This is a genomic window from Acidovorax sp. FHTAMBA, from assembly GCF_038958875.1.
Classification (GTDB): domain Bacteria; phylum Pseudomonadota; class Gammaproteobacteria; order Burkholderiales; family Burkholderiaceae_C; genus Acidovorax.
The window spans coordinates 290,676-308,075 of the sequence record NZ_CP152407.1; the positions used below are offsets into that span (position 1 = coordinate 290,676).

Sequence of the window (17,400 nt, forward strand, 5' to 3'; positions counted from 1 at the left end):
CTGACACATGTTCTATCGGGCTGGAAAGCCCCGACCAAAATCACGATCGCCTGGCGAGTACCACCTACTATTTCAGCTTCTGGTACGCCTTGTCGGCCGGCGGCCCCCGGTCGGTGTCTTGCAACCCACGCTGCACATCACGGTAGGCCTGCTCGATTTGCGGGTCGGGTTCGCCGTGGGTCATGTCCACCGATTCATCCCGCTCGTGGGGCAGCTTGGGCTTTTCTTCCTTGGCGGCCGACTCCCCGGCTTTCACGGGCCCCTGCGTCCTGGGCCCAGGGGCCTGGCGCTTGGTGGTGTCTACAGAGGGTTCCGGGCCGATCGGGGCCGGGGCGGGTTGATCAGGGGTTGGGGTATGGGGCATGGGGTCTCCGGGTGCTGGCGGGCTATCTGTTGAATCGTAAAAACGCGCACAACCCAGCCCTGTAGGCCCACAGCCCAAAAGCCCGACGGGTGATGGCGACGGCACGCCAAGCCCTTGCAGCCAACGGCCCGCCGAGCATGCGACACTACTGTATGTCTCAACAGGTGTGGGCCGCGCAGGCCCTTGAATCTTTCGATGCGGTGGTGTCGGCCACCGAGGGTTTTCGCAGCCGTGCTGGCCAGCGGCTGATGGCCGAGCAGGTGGCGCACACGTTCAGCAGCGCCACGCTGGGCAAGGTGGATGAAGAAAGCGGCGAGGCCGCGCCCACGCGCTCCATTGCGGTCATCCAGGCGGGCACGGGCGTGGGCAAGTCGCTGGCGTACTGCGCGCCCGCCATCGCCCTGGCGCTGTCGCGCGGTACGCGGGTGTTGATCTCCACGGCCACCGTGGCGTTACAAGAGCAGCTGGTCAACAAGGACCTGCCCGCGCTGGCGGCGCTGATGCCCCAGCCCTTCAAATTTGCGCTGGCCAAGGGGCGCGGGCGCTATGTGTGCAAGCTCAAGCTCGACCGCCTGGCGGGCACGGGCGAGGCCGAGGAAGAGGGCGAAGACGACCTGTTTGCCGAAGAGGAAGCCGCCGCCCGCGCCAAGCGCCCCCGGCACGAAACCGAGGCGTGCATGCAGTTCTACAGCTCCATGGCGCAAACCTTGTCGAAAGGCGCGTGGGACGGCGACCGCGACAGTCTGGACACGCCGCCCGAGCCCGAGGTGTGGAGCCCTGTGGCGGCCGAAGGCGCATCGTGCACCGGCAAGCACTGCCCCGCCTTCAGCCAGTGCACCTACTACGACAAGCGCAAGGAGCTGGTGGGTGCGCAGGTGATTGTGGCCAACCACGATTTGCTGCTGTCATCGCTGGGCGCGCGCGTGCTGCCCGAGCTGGACAACTGCTTCCTGGTGCTGGACGAAGCCCACCACCTGCCCGCCACGGCGCTCGACCAGTTTGCGTGCAGCATGGACCTGTCGCGCATCACCTGGATCGAGCGCCTGTCCAGCCGGGGCCTGCGCATTGGCGCACTGCTGGAGGTCGAAGAAATTGCCGACATCCCCAAACATGCGGCCCAGTTGCGGCAGACGCTGCAGGATCTGGCGCGCATCGTGATGGATGTGTACGGGGTTCAACTCAAAAGCCAGCCCAGCGCCTGGGGCCCGGCGCGCGTGCGGGTGCCGCGTGGCGAGTTGCCCGAGCAGCTCATTGCCCCGCTGGGCCTGCTGGCCGCCAGTGCCGATGGATTCCTCGACGCGCTGCGCGCCATCAGCAAGGCCCTGCGCGCCGAGATGCGCGACAAGCCCGACGAGGCCAAGCGCCTGTCCACGCTGTATGCACAAATTGGCATGCTGGCCCCGCGCCTGGAAGAGCTGCACGCCACGGCCCAGTTGCTGCTGCAGGATGCGCCCGAGGGCGCGGTACCCGCCGCCAAGTGGTTCACGCTGGAGGTGGATGGCGACTTCATCGTGGTCAAGGCGCACGCCAGCCCCATCCTGCCCGGCACCACGCTGCGCAACCACCTGTGGAGCGCGGTGCGCGGTGCGGTGCTCACCTCGGCCACGCTCACCAGTTGCGGGCACTTTGACTTCTTTTTGCGCGAGGCGGGCCTTCATGGCGACGAGGCCACCACCACGCTGGAGGTGCCCAGCCCCTTCAACTACGCCGCGCAGGGCACGCTGATTGCCGCCGAAACCCGCGCCGACCCCAAGAACGCCGCGCAGTTCACCACCGAGATGGTGGACGCGCTGCTGCACGACATTGCGCGCGTGGAATACGGCGCGCTGGTGCTGTTCACCTCGCGCGAGCAGATGCGCCAGGCGGTGGATGCGCTGCCCACCGCCATGCGCAGCGTGGTGCTGGTGCAGAACGCGCTGCCGCGCACGCAGCTGCTCAAACGCCACCGCGAGCGGGTGGACAACGGCGAGCCCTCGGTCATCTTTGGCATGCAGTCGTTTGGCGAGGGGCTGGATTTGCCGGGGCGGCTGTGCGAGTCGGTGTTCATCACCAAGCTGCCCTTCGCCCCGCCCGACGACCCCGTGGGCGAAGCCCGCGCCGAATGGCTGCGCGCCGTGGGGCGCGACCCCTTCAGCGAACTCGTGGTGCCCGCCACCGCCATCCGCCTGGCGCAATGGGTGGGCCGCGCGATCCGAACCGAAGAAGACATGGCGCATGTCTACTGCTACGACAAGCGGCTGACGCGCACCAGCTATGGGCAGCGGTTGCTCAAAGGCCTGCCGCCGTTTGCGCTGGAGCAACGCGCGCCCCTGTGAGGCTGCGCAGTGTCGGACAGGGACCCACGCGCACCCGGGCCGGGGGATGACGCGGCGCGCGCAGCGGGCGCCCTACAGTGGTGGCTACCCCTCCATTCCCCCAGGACACCCCCCATGCAACATCACGAAACCGACGCACAGAACACCTTGTGGAAGCTCATCAAGGACATCCGCTTTGGCATGCTCACGCACCGCACGTCCACCGGCATGCTGCACGCGCACCCGCTCACCACGCAAAACCGCAAGATTGACGAACACAACGAGCTGTACTTCTTCATCCCCAAGTCGGGCGAACTGTATGAACGCCTGCTGACCGATGGCGAGGTGAACGTGTCGTATGCCGACCCCGGCGACGACAGCTATGTGTCGGTCTCGGGCCAGGCGCGTGCCGTGGACGACCAGGGCCAGAAGGAGGCGTTGTGGACACCCATGGCCAAGGCCTGGTTTCCGGGCGGCCCCACCGACCCTGACCTGGCGCTGCTGGCGGTGCGCATCCGCCATGCCGAATACTGGGACGTGGACGAAAGCAAGATGGTGCAGCTCTTCAAGATGGCCAAGGCCGCCATCACGGGCGAAACACCCCGCAGCCTGGGCGAGCACAAGGAGTTGACGCTGTCTTGAGGCTCCCCGTCGCCGGATTACCTATAAAAACAGGCTTCAGCGCTTATCTGTTATGCGCTGACAGCTATTGATTTAATAGCGACACGTCCAAACCAAGGAGCCGCAGGCTCCTTTTTTCTTTGGTGGCGCGGTCTTGAAACCCGCCACCTGGCATCCAATTGCCATCCATACACCATCCATATGGATGTTTAATGGAGTCTCTTTCATGAGCAACATCGTTCCCATCGCCCCCCGCAGCAAGGTGCCCGAGTCGGAAAAGGTCACCATCAACCTCGGTTTTGTGGACCTGGGGCATATCGACCTGCTGGTGTCCGAAGGCTTTTACGCCAACCGCACCGACTTTATCCGCACCGCCATCCGCAACCAGCTGTCGGCCCAGAATGAAGCCGTGCGGCAGGTGGTGGCCCGCAAGATGCTTGTGCTGGGGCTGCAGCGCTTTGGCCGCGCCGAGCTAGAGGCGGTGCAGGCGGCCGGCCAGGCGCTGGAGATCCGCGTTCTGGGCCTGGCCAGCATCGACGACGACGTACCGCCCGCGCTGGCACAGGCCGCCATCGCCTCCGTGACGGTGCTGGGCGCGTTTCATGCAAGTGCCGAAGTCAAGGCAGCGCTGGCGGGGCGCATCCATTGAACCCCGCCACACCGCACCACGGCACGCAGCCTGTGCACCCCACCCCACAAGGAACCCCCATGGACTGGAACATCAACCTCAAGCACCTGATGGGTGAAGCCACCCGGCTGGTGCGCAACGGCCAGCTGGCCGACGCAACGCGGGCCATCCAGCAAACGCTGGGGGGCGGCACGGGCAGTTTTGGAGCCGACGCCCCCGCAGTCGCAGCCCCGCTGCCCGGGCCCGCGGTCAACCTCGCCTCGACATGGCGCAGGGCCGGCACACCAGCCGATGTGGAAGACGCCGTGGTGGTCGAGCGCAGCCCCCGGCAAGCCCCGCGCCCCGCGGCAGGCCCCCCGGTGGCAGAGCCGCCCGGCAGCTTCACGCGTGTGGCGTTTGCCCACCCTGGTGCACGGCACAACCCGCACCACTACCACCTGTACGTGCCGCCGGGCGCCACCGCAGACACGCCCCTGCCCCTGGTGCTGATGCTGCACGGCTGCACACAAAACCCCGTGGACTTTGCCACCGGCACGGGCATGAATGACGCAGCCGCCCCCGTCAACGCACTGGTGCTGTACCCCGAGCAGCCCCACAGCGCCAACCCCAACGGCTGCTGGAACTGGTTTCGCCCGGGCGACCAGCACCGGGGCAGCGGCGAGCCCGCGCTGCTGGTGGCCATGGTGCGTGACGTGATGGCGCGCCACGCGGTAGATGCGCAGCGCGTGTACGTGGCAGGCCTGTCGGCCGGCGGCGCCATGGCCGCTGTGCTGGGGCGCGAATACCCCGATGTGTTCGCCGCAGTGGGCGTGCACTCGGGCCTGCAGGCCGGCGCGGCGCACAACGTGATGGGCGCGCTGTCGGCCATGAAAAGCGGGGCCAGGCCGGGTGCTGCCACCCGTTCCACCGGCAACGCAGGGGCAAGCCCGCCGCCGCCCCTTATCGTGTTTCACGGCGATGCCGACGCCACCGTGCATGCGCACAACGCAGAGCAGCTCATCCAGGCACAGCTCACCGCCCTGGCCACCGCGCAGGGCGGCACACCGCACACGGTGCAAGCCGTGCACAAGGGCCAGTCGCCCAATGGGCGCGGATACACCCGCACCGTCTATGCGCTGCCTGGCGACACTGCAAGCGCCGTGGTGGCAGAGCACTGGCTGCTGCACCACACCGGGCACGCCTGGGCTGGCGGGCACGCGGGCGGCAGCCACACCGACCCCGCCGCCGTGAATGCCACCGCCGAGATGCTGCGCTTCTTCCTGGCGCACCGCCTGACCAGCCAGTGAGCCGCCGGGCCCCGCCGGTGGTGGCATGCGCGCGCCGGGCGGGCCGCCCACGTTTGCTAGGCTCGGGGGCCCACCACCGCGCCGCACGCCATGCCTTTGTCTCGAACCGTCACTCTCACCGTGCTGGCCATGCTGGCGTTTGCAGGCAATTCCCTGCTGTGCCGTGCTGCGCTCCAGCACACCGGGATGGATGCGGCCACGTTCACCAGCGTGCGGCTGGCCACCGGCGCAGCCACGCTGGCGGTGCTGGTGGCATGGCGTAAAAGCGGGCCGGCGTGGCGTGCGGGCAACTGGCCGTCTGCGGCGGCGCTGTGCGTGTATGCGGCCGGGTTCTCGTTTGCCTATGTCAGCCTCACGGCCGCCACGGGTGCGCTGCTGCTCTTTGGTGCGGTGCAGGCCACGATGATCGGCCACGGTCTGTACCGCGGCGAGCGGCTGGGCCCGCTGCCCCTGGCGGGCCTGGTGCTGGCGTTTGCCGGCATCGGGGCGCTGCTGCTGCCGGGCCTGTCGGCGCCGCCGCTGGGGGCCGCCGCGTTGATGCTGCTGGCGGGCGTGGCCTGGGGCGTGTATTCGCTGCGCGGCCGCAGCGGCGGTGATGCCACCGACACCACGGCGGGCAATTTTCTGCGTGCCACGCCGCTGGCCCTGCTGCTGAGCATCGCCACGCTGGGTCACACCGCGTGGGACGCGCCCGGCCTCGCGTATGCGGCGGCGTCGGGTGCGCTGGCATCGGGTGTGGGCTACGCGCTGTGGTACGCCGCTCTGCCCCAGCTTCGTGCCACGCAGGCCGCCACGGTGCAACTGAGCGTGCCCGTGCTGGCGGCCCTGGGCGGCGTGGCCCTGCTGGGCGAGCCGCTGACGCTGCGGCTGACGCTCGCGACCGTCGCCATTCTGGGCGGGATCGGGCTGGTCATCCGCGAGAGGACTCCCCGGGTGTAGTTTCTCCGCGCACAGTTGCAACAGCGATACTGCCGCCCTGTTACCGCTCCTGGCGTTTGCCACACCGCACCCCATGCCCCCCATCGCCGTCATCGACTTTGAAACCACCGGCATCTCGCCCGGCCAGGGCGCGCGCGCCACCGAAGTGGCCATCGTGTTGCTGGAACAAGGGCAGGTGGTGGACCGCTTTCAGAGCCTGATGAAGACCGGCGCGTGGATACCGCCTTTCATCACCCAGCTCACCGGCATCACCAACGCGATGGTGAACGCCGCGCCCGATGCGGCGCAGGTAATGCAGGACGCCGCGCGCTTTGTGGGCGATGCGCCCATGGTGGCGCACAACGCCGCGTTTGACAGCAAGTTCTGGCAGGCCGAGCTCGCGCTGGTCGGGCTGACTGCACCGCAGCCGTTTGCGTGCACGGTGCTGCTGTCGCGGCGCCTGTACCCGCAGGCGCCCAGCCACAAGCTGGGCACGCTGGTGGACTACCACGGCCTGCCGCGCACGGGCCAGGCCCACCGGGCGCTGGCCGATGCCGAGATGGCGGCCGCGCTGCTGGCGCGCATGCAGCACGACCTGCGCACGCACTGGCGGGTGGCCGAGCCCAGCTACACGCTGCTGCAAACGCTGCAGCGCTGCGCCCGGCCCAAGGTGGGCGCGCTGCTTGCGCAGCACGCCGCGGCGTGAGGGCGTTGCGCTGCCGGGTGGTGCCGTATCAATTACTATTAATTTGATAGCTATCATCGCTTGATGGATAAGCGCCAGGGGCACTTTTTACTGATATTTTGCCGCGCTGTGCTCCGGCGGCGCCGCAGGAACGGGCAGGGCCATGGCACCGCGCCGCTGGCACAAATCCCGGAGAATCCGCGCTTTCTGTTTTGTTTCACTCCCGCTTTTCCAACAAAGCGCCCTCTGCATGACCGACGCCACCACTTCCACCACGCCGCCCCCCCTGCCCGACCATCTGTCGGTAGACCCCCGCAGCCCCCACCATGTGGCCGAGGTGTTCAAGCACGACATCGGCATCCGTTTCAACGGCAAGGACCGCACCGATGTGGAGGAATACTGCATCAGCGAAGGCTGGGTGAAGGTGCCTGCGGGCAAGACGGTGGACCGCAAGGGCCACCCGCTGATGATCAAGCTCAAGGGCAAGGTGGAAGCCTTCTACAAGTGACGGCTGCACGGGCGGCCGCACCGGGCCTCCCCAGCCCCTGGGTGATTCACTGCGACGGCAGCGCCTGGCCCAACCCCGGTCGCATGGGGCTGGGCGCGGTGCTGGTGGGGCCCGACGGCACCGTACGGCACCAGATCTCTGAAGCCACCACCTTCACCGGCTGCAACAACGAGGCCGAGCTGCGCGCACTGCTGCGGGCGCTGCAGTGGCTGCAGGGGCAGGCAGCGGCCGCCACCACGGCGGTGCAGGTGTTCAGCGACAGCAGCGTGCTGGTGGAGCAACTGGCCCCACCGGCGGGCGCACCCACCCTGGCCCCCATCGCGCGCCTGGCGCCCCTGTTTGACGAGGCGCGCACCGTGCTGCAGCAGTTTGCACAGGTGAACCTGCAATGGGTTCCCCGCCACCGCAACGGGGCCGCCGATGCGCTGGCACGCGCCGCGCTGGGGCTGGCGCCCAAAGCGGCCACACCGGCCGGGCGCGTGCAGCGCGGGAAGCGCCGCAGGCGCTGACCGGCCCCCTGGCGGCGCAAATCCCCACGCCGACGGTGGTTCGGGCGCCCACACGGCATTCCATCCGTTACCCTTCGGCCCATGCGCGCCTTTCACAGCCTGAGCCTTGCCGCCTGCGCCGCCGCCCTGCTGGTGCTGGGCGGCTGCAGCACGTCGCGGGCCCCTTCAGCTTCTTCGTCCTCGTCTTCCGCGTCACCGCCGGCGCCGATCCGCACCAGCCCGCCGCTGTCTGCCGAGCAGGCGCACGACATCGCCATCCATGCACTGGGCCTGGTGGGCACGCCGTACCGCTATGGCGGCAACACGCCCGAATCGGGTTTTGATTGCAGCGGGCTAATCGGGTACGTGTACCGCAACCAGGTGGGCACACCGCCACCGCGCACGGTGGCGCAGCTCAACCGCTGGGGATACCCGATCGACGGCAGCGAGCTGCGGGTGGGGGACCTGGTGGTGTTTGGCACCGGCCGCCAGCCCAACCATGCGGGCATCTATGTGGGGGAGGGGCGCTTTGTGCACGCGCCCTCCACGGGTGGCACGGTGCGGCTGGACCATTTGCAGTCGCGCCACTGGGCCCGGCAGAACGCGGCGTTTCGCAGGCCGTAGAAACCTCCCCCTGTGTCGCCTTCGGCGCCTTCCCCCGGAGGGGGACGACGCCCTCGCTGCGGGGCGGCCCTTGCTCGGCGTCTATGGCCTCGGCCGCGCCAGTTCCGGACCGTGTATCCACATCCTGGGCCAGCAGACAACGGCGCCTCCGCGACAATCGGGGCCACCATGACCCATGCACACCGCTCCGCACACCCTGTTTCCACCCACGATACGACCCGCATCGATGACACGCGCATCAAGGCCGTGCGGCCGCTGATCACGCCGGCGCTGCTGCAGGAATGGCTGCCCACGCCCGATGCGGCGCTGACCCTGGTCGAATCCAGCCGCGCCGCGATTTCGCGCATCCTGCATGGGCAGGACGACCGGCTGATCGTGGTGGTGGGGCCCTGCTCCATCCACGACCATGGCCAGGCGATGGAGTACGCGCGCCAGCTGAAAGTCCAGGCCGACGCGCTACAAGACGATCTGCTCATCGTGATGCGGGTGTACTTTGAAAAGCCGCGCACCACCGTGGGCTGGAAGGGCTACATCAATGACCCGCACCTGGATGGAAGCTTTGCGATCAACGAGGGGCTGGAGCTGGCGCGCCAGCTGCTGCTGGATGTGCTGGCCACGGGCCTGCCGGTGGGCACGGAATTTTTGGACCTGCTCTCGCCGCAGTTCATCAGCGACCTGGTGAGCTGGGGTGCGATTGGCGCGCGCACCACCGAGAGCCAGAGCCACCGCCAGCTGGCCAGCGGCCTGTCGTGCCCTGTGGGTTTCAAGAACGGTACCGATGGCGGCGTGAAGGTGGCTTCCGACGCCATCCAGGCGGCCCAGGCTTCGCACGCCTTCATGGGCATGACCAAGATGGGCCAGGCTGCGATCTTCGAGACACGTGGCAACCAGGACTGCCACGTGATCCTGCGGGGCGGCAAGCAGCCCAACTACAGCGCTGCCGATGTAGATGCTGCCTGCGCCATGCTGCAGGCGGCAGGCCTGCGCGGGCAGGTGATGATCGACGTGAGCCACGCCAACAGCAGCAAGCAGCACCAGCGCCAGATCACGGTGGCCGGCGAAGTGGCGCAGCAGATTGCGGCGGGGGACGCGCGCATCACCGGCCTGATGATCGAAAGCCACCTGCAGGAAGGCCGCCAGGACATCGAGCCCGGCCGGCCGCTGCAGCATGGCGTGTCAGTGACCGACGCCTGCATCAGCATGGCGCAGACGGTGCCGGTGCTCGAGGGGCTGGCGGCCGCCGTGCGCGCGCGGCGCGCGCGGGGCTGACACCTGCGCGGCGGCGGCCTACCGCTGGGGGGCGGGTTCGATATTGCGTGCCGTCGCCAGGAGCGTGGCGCACAGGGTTTCCTGGCCGTTCCCGTCCACCGCAACGACGTCTGCCGCACAGACGGTGAGCAACCGCCCCGCATCCACCACGCGCCCGCGCGCACGCAGGCAAGCGCCCCGCGCGGGTGCCACGAGTTTCAGGGTGGCGTCCACCGTGGCGTTGGTCCAACCCGGCGGCAGCACAGTGCCCGCTGCCGCCACCGCCGCAAAGTCGGCCACGGCAAACACGGCCGTGGCCTGCAGTTGGCCGGGCCGAAAGCTGAAGGCCTCCGTCACCGGGATTTCCACTTCCACCCTCCCCGCTTCGGCATGGACAAATCGCAGCCCGAGCGTGCGGGCCATGGGCATGGCTTGTACATAGGCCTGCAATGCAGCGAGGGAAGCGGTGGGCGAGGGGGATGGCAAAGGGGTGGTCATGGCGTTTTCCCGGGCGGTGGGGTGGGGGAAGGGGGCTCTACGGTGGCCCTGGGCCGCACGCGCGGCCAGGTGCGGGCAGTCTCGCGCTTGCGTGGCTGTTGCGCCTGCAGCCACGCCTGGTGATCCAGCACCACCTGCTTTTGGGCCTGCAGCTGGCGGATCTGCTCGGCCAGCGCGTCCGCACGCTCCTGCAGGGCGCGCACCATGTCGTCGATGCCCAGCGTGCCCGCGCGGTAGTCCGCAAGCCGCCGTGCAATCTGGGGCAAGGCAAAGCCCAGCTGGCGCGACATGGCGATGAACACCACCTCGCGCTTGACGCTGGCGGGATAGTCGCGGTAGCCGTTGGCCCGGCGGTGCGGGCGGATCAGCCCCAGCCGCTCATAGTGGCGCAGGGCGTGAACGGACACCGAGGCCTGGCGGGCAAGTTCGGAGATCTGCATGGCGCACAGGCTAGCAAGCCTGGTGCTGCGCGAAGGTTGCCTGCGCGACTCTGACGGCCGGCCCCACGCGGTGTAGCATTGCTGCTTTACAAGTTGTCACCCGTCGCCTGCGCCATGGCGCCGGTGTCTGACCGTTCGGCGTGTGCCGCTATACCGACCCCACCCTGTGTTGATACAGCTCCAGCCCCTTTGCAACGCCCCGCAGGCCGCCCTGCGGCTGGAGGGGGGCTGCATCACGCCCACGGGCCAGGAGCGGGCGTGACGATGCTGCCTGCCCACGCTTCCCACGAGGCCGCGCGGCTCCAGGCACTGCAGTCCTACGGCATTCTCGACACCCTGCCCGAAGAAGCCTTCGACCAGCTGGCCACACTGGCCGCACGGGTGTGCGACTGCCCCATGGCGGTGGTCAACTTTGTGGACAGCGAACGCCAGTGGTTCAAGGCCGCCATCGGCGTGCCGTTTGCCCAGACCGACCGTGCCATCGCGTTTTGCGCCTACGCGCTCGATGGCCGCCGCGAGCCGGTGGTGGTGCCCGATGCCAGCCAGCACCCGGTATTTGCCAACAATCCGCTGGTGGTGGGCGAGCCCTGCGTGCGGTTCTATGCCTGTGTGCCCCTGGTCAACCCCGAAGGTTTTGCGGTGGGCACCCTGGCGGTGCTCGACACCGTTCCCCGCAGCCTGGGGGCCGAGCAGATCGAGGGCCTGAGCATCCTGGCCGACCAGGCCATGGTGCAGCTGGAGCTGCGGCGCCAAAAGAGTGCCTTGGCCGAGCTGGTGCAGGAACGCGACCACATGCATGCCGAGCTGCTCAAGCAGGGGCAGGCACTGCGTGTGGCCGGGCAGATTGCGCGCGTGGGCGGCTGGACGGTCGATATCGCCACGCGCCAGCTCACCTGGTCGCAGGAAATTGCCGACGCCTATGGCCTGAGCCATCGCGTCTGCAGCCTGGCCGATGCACTGCAGCTCTACACACCGCCACACCGGGAGACGATGCGCCAGGCCTTTGAAGCCTGCATGGCCCAGGGCACGCCGTTTGATGTGGAAGCCGAGGTGATGATGCCCGGGGGCGCGTGCTACTGGGTGCGAACGGCGGGGCAGGCCGCACGCAACAACGCCGACGGGCAGATCGTGCATGTGCAGGGGGCGTTTCAGGACATCACGGCGCAGTTCCAGGCGCAGCAGGCGCGGCGCGAGAGCGAAGAGCGCTTTCTCCTGGTGTCGCGCGCCACGGCCGATGCCGTGTGGGACTGGAACCTGGTGACCGATCTCATGTGGTGGAACGAGGGCATGCAGAACCTGTTTGGCGTGCCGCTCGACCAGCTGCCGCCCGACAGCACGTCCTGGACGCTGCGGCTACACCCCGAAGACGCCGAGCACACCCTGCACGGCATTCATGCCGCCATCGACAGCACGGCCCACCACTGGTCGGCCGAATACCGCTTCCAGCGTCAGGATGGCAGCTACGCCTGGGTGCTCGACCGCGGCTTTCTGATCCGCGATGCCGACGACAAGGCCGTGCGCATGGTGGGCGGCATGACCGACATCAGTGCCCAGAAGTTGGCCGAGCTGGACGCCCAGCGCGATGCACAGAACCACGCCGAGCTGCTGCAGGTGCAGCAGCGCATATCGTCCATGGACATGCCCCTGCCCGAGGTGCTGCAGCTGGTCGCCAGCACCGTGCTGCGCCAGACGGAGGCGCGCGGCGCGATGGTGGAGCTGCTGGAAGGCCGCCAGCTGGTGGCCCAGGCCTCGGCCGGCGACCATGTACGGCCCGTGGGCAACCTGCTGGCGGTGGACGAGAGCCTGCTGTGGCCCGCACTCAGCCAGGGCCAGACGGTGGTGTGCAACGACACCGAAGCCGAGGGCTGGGACATGGCCTCGATGCCCCACCGCCATGGCGTGCGCTCGGTGATGGCCGTGCCATTGCGTGCCGGCGAGGCGGTGGTCGGTTCGCTCAAGGTGACCTCTGACAAGGCCCACGCGTTTTCGCGGCGCGATGTGGCGCATCTGGAGATCCTCACAGAGTCCCTGGGGGCCATGGTGCAGCTTCGGCATGTGGCCGGCCAGCTCAAGGCGTCCGAGCAGCAGTACCGGATGCTGTTTGACGAGCACCCGCACCCGATGTGGGTGTACGACAAGGAAACCCTGCGCCTGCTGGCCGTGAACCAGTCGATGGAAACGCACTACGGCTACACCGAGGCCGAGCTACTCAACATGCAGATGACGGACCTATGGCCCGCAGAACGGCGCGAGGCCATGAAATCTGCCATCGAAGCCATTCCGATCGACCAGCGCAGGAAGCCCGTTGTCAGTCGCCACCTCAAGAAAGACGGCACGTTCATGGACGTGGAGATCACGGCGGGCGGCATCAGCTTCGATGGCCGGCCCGCCCGCCAGGTGCTGGCCACCGATGTCACCGAACGCCTGCGCACCGAGCGCGAGCTCGCCCGCATGGGCCGCGCCCAGCGCCTGCTCAGTGCCTGCAACGAAACCCTGGTGCGGGCCACCTCCGAAACCGCACTGCTGCAGGCCATCTGCCAGATTGCCGTGGACATTGGCGGCTACCGCATGGGCTGGGTGGGTTTTGCGCTGGACGACGAGCGCAAAACCATTGCCCCCGTGGCCCACGCGGGCCACAACCAGGGCTATCTGGAGCAACTGCAGCTGTCCTGGTCGGCCAACGACCCGTATGGCCGGGGGCCGGCAGGGGTGGCCGTGCGCACGGGCAAGCCCGTGATCGTGCAGGACATCCGCACCGAGGGCAATTTCGCCGACTGGACCGGCCGCATGCTCGACCACGGCTTTCACGGCGTCATCTGCCTGCCGCTGCAGGACCGCGACGGCGGTCGCGACCGCACCTTTGGCCTGCTGTACCTCTATGCCCCGGAGATTCTGCAGATCAGCGCCGACGAGGCCGCACTGCTGCAGGAGCTCGCCAACGACCTGGCCTTTCGCATCACCAGCCTGCGTGCGCACAAGGCGCAGCAGCGCCTGCAGGCGTCGGTGCTCAAGGTGGCGGCGGCAGTGTCAGCCAGCACGGGCACCGAATTTTTTGTGCAGCTGGTGCGCAACATGGCCGATGCGCTGGGCGCCCAGGGCGGCTGCGTGGTGCGCCTGCTGCCCGATGCGCCCGGCAAGCCCCCCCGCGTGGCCACGCTGGCAGCGGTGCTGGACGGGCACATGCTGCCCAACAGCGAATACAGCCTGGAAGGCACTCCCAGCCTGTTGCTGATGTCGCAACGCGAGTACGTGGTGGCCGACAAGGTGCAGCAGCGCTACCCCGATGCCCCCGTGCTGCGTGAGGTGGGTGCCCAGGCCTATGCCGGGCAGCAGCTTTGCAATGGCGATGGCGAGGTGGTGGGCATTGTCTTCGTGCTGTTCCGCCAGGCACTGGCAGAGACGGACTTCATCACCTCCACCCTGCAGATCTTTGCGGCGCGGGCGTCTGCAGAAATCGACCGGCAGCTGGCCGACGCGCGCATCCGCCACCAGGCCTCGCTGCTGGACAAGGCGCAGGATGCCATCCTGGTGCGCGACCTGCAGCACCACATCATCTACTGGAACAAGAGCGCCGAGCGCCTGTATGGCTGGACGCAGCTGCAGGCGCTGGGCCAGTCGATCGAAACACTGCTGTACGACGACCCCACCCACTTCCGCCACGCCACGCAGGCCGTGATGGACCACGGCGAGTGGACCGGCGAGATCGTCCAGCACCACCGGGATGGCAGCCCCATCGAGGTGGAAGGCCGCTGGACGCTGGTGCGGGGCGACGATGGCCAGCCGCAATCCATCCTGGCCATCAACACCGACATCCGCCAGCGCAAGGCCAATGAGCGCGAGATCCAGCGCCTGGCGTTCTACGACGCCCTCACCGGCCTGCCCAACCGCATGCTGCTGATGGACCGCATGGGCCACGCGCTGGCCAATGCCCAGCGGCGTCAGCAGGGCGGCGCGCTGCTGTTCATTGACCTTGACAACTTCAAGACCCTCAACGACACCCTGGGCCACGACCAGGGCGACCTGCTGCTGCAGCAGGTGGCGCAGCGGCTGAACACCTGTGTGCGCAGCGTGGACACCGTGGCCCGCCTGGGCGGCGACGAATTCGTGGTGATGCTGGAAGAGCTCAGCCCCAGGCCACACGAGCTGGCCCTGCACGCGCGTGGCGTGGGCGAGAAGATCCTGTCCATGCTGGCCGTGCCGTACGCGCTGGCAGGCTACCAGTACCGCAGCACGCCCAGCATCGGCATCGCGCCCTTCACGGGCGAGCAGACCACGGTGGGCGAGCTGCTCAAGCAGGCCGACCTGGCCATGTACCAGGCCAAGACGGCAGGGCGCAACACGCTGCGCTTTTTTGACCCCGACATGCAGGCCGTGGTAACGGCCCGGGCAGGCCTGGAAACCGACCTGCGGGCGGCGCTGGCGCAAGAGGAATTTTTGCTGCACTTTCAGCCACAGATGCACCAGTCGGGCCGCTGCGTGGGGGTGGAGGCGCTGGTGCGCTGGGCGCACCCCCAGCGCGGCATGGTGGCGCCTGCGCAGTTCATCCCGCTGGCCGAGGAAACCGGGCTCATCCTGCCGCTGGGCCGCTGGGTGCTGCACACCGCCTGCAAGCTGCTGGCCAGCTGGCAGGACGACCCGGCGCTTTCGCACCTGACCATGGCCGTGAACGTGAGCTCGCGCCAGTTCCGGCACGCCAGTTTTGTGGACGACGTGGCCCGGGTGCTGGCCATCACCGGCGCGCCGTCGTCGCTGCTCAAGCTGGAACTCACCGAAAGCGTGCTGGTGGAAGACATGGAAACCACCATCGCCACCATGGCCGCGCTGCGCTCGCACGGCGTGGGGTTCTCGCTGGACGACTTTGGCACCGGCTATTCGTCGCTGAGCTACCTCAAGCGCATGCCGCTCGACCAGCTCAAGATCGACCAGAGCTTTGTGCGCGACCTGCTGACCGACCCGAACGACGCGGCCATTGTGGATACCATCATCGGCCTGTCGCGCAGCCTGGGCCTGGAGGTGATCGCCGAAGGCGTGGAAACGCCCGAGCAGCGCGAGCTGCTGGCCCGCGCAGGCTGCCAGCTCTACCAGGGCTACCTGGTCAGCCGCCCCCTGTCGGTGGACCTTCTGGACGCCTTCCTGCACGCGCCGGCGGCGTAGGCCCCCCCGCCCAACCGGCCGACCGGCCCCAGAGCAGCTATTACGGCTGCTTTTTTTTCGCGCGGTCGCCGCGACCGGCCAGGGTCACGGGCGTCGCGGAGGTTTCTCCTTTGTCTTCTTCTTAATGTCTCTATAAATACATAGTCGTAGTAGTAGAGGCAGGCCCTGGGTGTGGACAAGTGCGTTTTCCTGAACGCTGGCGCCTACTTGGGTGCGGCCCAACCCTGTGCACCCGCCCCCGCTGCCGCTGTCGTCGCGCCGGGGATAAAACCTGCAAACCTCTCCATGGTGTGGATAACCCCCGGGTTGTGCCAGAACTGTCCCCAGTCTTGTGCACTGGCGGTGGGGTGCGCGGGAATTTCATCAAAAAGAGGCTCCAGCGCTTGATGGATAAGCGCAAGCAGCTATTTATTTCATAGTAAAAAGACGTGGCATGCGCGGCGTGGACGGCGGTCGGGCCAGAAAGCGGCTTCACTTCGCACGGCCCGCAATCCATCCGGGCGGCCAACCGGGCGGGCTGGCGTTTCGTCCGCTCAGGCTTGGGAATCCCGTGAACCAGGCGCAGCCAGTGGCGCGTATCACCCCGGCAGGGCCCGGGCGGGGTTGGGGTTCCGATTGTTCTTCTATAGCTTTATATATAAATAACAGTAGTAGTAGAGCAGGCGCATGGGTGTGGACAAGGCGCTTTTCTCCAATCCTGACAAGGGCTTGCGTTGCCGCAAAGTATGTGGGGCGGCATGCACAAAGCACGGGGCCCGCAGACAACAACTTCGGGCGCGTGCGGTTTTGTGTGGATAACTGCGAGGTTGTGCCACTTCTCTCCACAGCGTTTTCCACAGATGCCGCCCTGATGGCCTACCCATGTACGGAACACAGGCGCAAAAAAACCCGGCGTTCGGGGCAGAACGCCGGGTGGGTGGAGGGCCGTGCCGCTGCCGCGGTGTTACTGGGCCGGTGCGGCGGGCTTGCCGTCGCCACCGCGCATGCCGCCACCCATGCCACCGTGGTGGGCTCCGTGGCCGTGACGGCCTTCACCGCCCTTCATGCCAGCCATGCCCGCCATGCGGTGCCCCCGGTGGGACTTGGCGTCAAAGGTTTTTTGCTGCTCGGGCGTCAGGGCCGCGTAGAAGGTCTTGGTGGCCTCGCCCCGGTGGTCGGCTTCAGCCGCGCGCTGCGCGCGCAGGGCCCGCATGCGGTCGATGCGCTCGGGGGTGGTGAGCTGCTCCATGCCCGAGCGGTCCAGTCGGGCGGCGCGCTCGCCGGGCTGCATGGATGCGGTGAAGGCCGTCCAGGCGGGTTCCTGCGCGGCGGTCAGCTTCAGGTCGCTCTTGAGGGCCGCCAGGTGCTTGGCGCGGTACTCAGCGCGATGTTCGGCGCGGTTGCCGTGGTGTTGGCCACCGGCCTTGTGGCCATGGTGGCGTTCACCAGCGTGGTGGTGGCGGCCGTCCTGGGCGGCGGCACCTGCCGTGGGGGCAGTGGGGGCGGTGGTCATGGCGGGTGGTTGCTGCGCCAGTACGGGCAGGGCGAGAGCCGCCAGAACAGCGGTGGCGGCGAAACGGCGTGGAAGATGGAAAGCCATGGTGTGAGTCCTTTCACAGGGGTTGAACAGTCAACTCGCTGGAACGGTGGTTCCGGCGATTGGGG

At 67.9% G+C, this 17,400-nt stretch carries 15 protein-coding genes; 11 read left to right on the top strand and 4 right to left on the bottom strand.

The features are described from left to right. Positions 1 to 67: 67 nt before the first annotated feature. A complete protein-coding gene (locus AAFF19_RS01320) occupies positions 68 to 364 on the bottom strand; it encodes a hypothetical protein (RefSeq protein ID WP_342721123.1) in 297 nt (98 codons plus the stop codon). 152 nt (positions 365 to 516) lie between these two features. On the opposite strand from AAFF19_RS01320, the gene dinG reads away from it, so the two are divergent. From dinG to AAFF19_RS01370, 10 genes are all read left to right on the top strand, one after another. Next, complete coding sequence (dinG, locus tag AAFF19_RS01325; RefSeq protein ID WP_182119391.1) at positions 517 to 2,679, top strand: ATP-dependent DNA helicase DinG; 2,163 nt, start codon at positions 517 to 519, stop codon at positions 2,677 to 2,679. A 114-nt stretch (positions 2,680 to 2,793) separates the two neighbouring features. Continuing rightward, positions 2,794 to 3,300, top strand: coding sequence for a pyridoxamine 5'-phosphate oxidase family protein (locus AAFF19_RS01330; RefSeq protein WP_182119390.1), 507 nt, complete (start codon positions 2,794 to 2,796; stop codon positions 3,298 to 3,300). A gap of 205 nt (positions 3,301 to 3,505) precedes the next feature. Beyond that, entirely contained in the window at positions 3,506 to 3,928 is a 423-nt protein-coding gene (locus tag AAFF19_RS01335) for a CopG family transcriptional regulator (RefSeq protein WP_342721124.1), read from the top strand. Between the two features lie 59 nt (positions 3,929 to 3,987). After that, a complete protein-coding gene (locus AAFF19_RS01340; protein WP_342721125.1) occupies positions 3,988 to 5,193 on the top strand; it encodes a PHB depolymerase family esterase in 1,206 nt (401 codons plus the stop codon). A 90-nt stretch (positions 5,194 to 5,283) separates the two neighbouring features. Next, positions 5,284 to 6,132: a DMT family transporter gene (locus tag AAFF19_RS01345; protein WP_182119388.1), complete on the top strand. Its 849-nt coding sequence runs from the start codon at positions 5,284 to 5,286 to the stop codon at positions 6,130 to 6,132. A gap of 73 nt (positions 6,133 to 6,205) precedes the next feature. Then, on the top strand, positions 6,206 to 6,817 hold the full coding sequence (locus AAFF19_RS01350; RefSeq protein ID WP_342721126.1) for a 3'-5' exonuclease: 612 nt from the start codon (positions 6,206 to 6,208) through the stop codon (positions 6,815 to 6,817). Between the two features lie 229 nt (positions 6,818 to 7,046). Further along, on the top strand, positions 7,047 to 7,304 hold the full coding sequence (locus tag AAFF19_RS01355; protein ID WP_008904685.1) for a DUF3297 family protein: 258 nt from the start codon (positions 7,047 to 7,049) through the stop codon (positions 7,302 to 7,304). After that, positions 7,301 to 7,813, top strand: coding sequence for a ribonuclease HI family protein (locus AAFF19_RS01360; protein ID WP_342721127.1), 513 nt, complete (start codon positions 7,301 to 7,303; stop codon positions 7,811 to 7,813). The genes AAFF19_RS01355 and AAFF19_RS01360 overlap by 4 nt, the downstream gene beginning before the upstream one ends. 81 nt (positions 7,814 to 7,894) lie before the next feature. Beyond that, positions 7,895 to 8,416, top strand: coding sequence for a C40 family peptidase (locus AAFF19_RS01365; RefSeq protein WP_008904683.1), 522 nt, complete (start codon positions 7,895 to 7,897; stop codon positions 8,414 to 8,416). Positions 8,417 to 8,584: 168 nt separating this feature from the next. Beyond that, entirely contained in the window at positions 8,585 to 9,685 is a 1,101-nt protein-coding gene (locus tag AAFF19_RS01370) for a 3-deoxy-7-phosphoheptulonate synthase (RefSeq protein ID WP_342721128.1), read from the top strand. 18 nt (positions 9,686 to 9,703) lie between these two features. On the opposite strand, the gene AAFF19_RS01375 is transcribed toward AAFF19_RS01370, so the two are convergent. Further along, entirely contained in the window at positions 9,704 to 10,162 is a 459-nt protein-coding gene (locus AAFF19_RS01375; RefSeq protein WP_342721129.1) for a PaaI family thioesterase, read from the bottom strand. Further along, positions 10,159 to 10,602 (bottom strand): MerR family DNA-binding transcriptional regulator, encoded by a 444-nt coding sequence (locus tag AAFF19_RS01380; protein ID WP_342721130.1) that lies wholly within the window; start codon positions 10,600 to 10,602, stop codon positions 10,159 to 10,161. Before AAFF19_RS01380 ends, AAFF19_RS01375 begins: the two co-directional genes overlap by 4 nt. A gap of 264 nt (positions 10,603 to 10,866) precedes the next feature. Here AAFF19_RS01380 and AAFF19_RS01385 point away from each other — a divergent pair, with 264 nt between their 5' ends. After that, positions 10,867 to 15,756, top strand: a complete 4,890-nt coding sequence (locus AAFF19_RS01385; RefSeq protein WP_342721812.1) for an EAL domain-containing protein — start codon at positions 10,867 to 10,869, stop codon at positions 15,754 to 15,756. Positions 15,757 to 16,699: 943 nt separating this feature from the next. On the opposite strand, the gene AAFF19_RS01390 is transcribed toward AAFF19_RS01385, so the two are convergent. Next, positions 16,700 to 17,335: a Spy/CpxP family protein refolding chaperone gene (locus AAFF19_RS01390; protein WP_342721131.1), complete on the bottom strand. Its 636-nt coding sequence runs from the start codon at positions 17,333 to 17,335 to the stop codon at positions 16,700 to 16,702. Between the last annotated feature and the right edge of the window lie 65 nt (positions 17,336 to 17,400).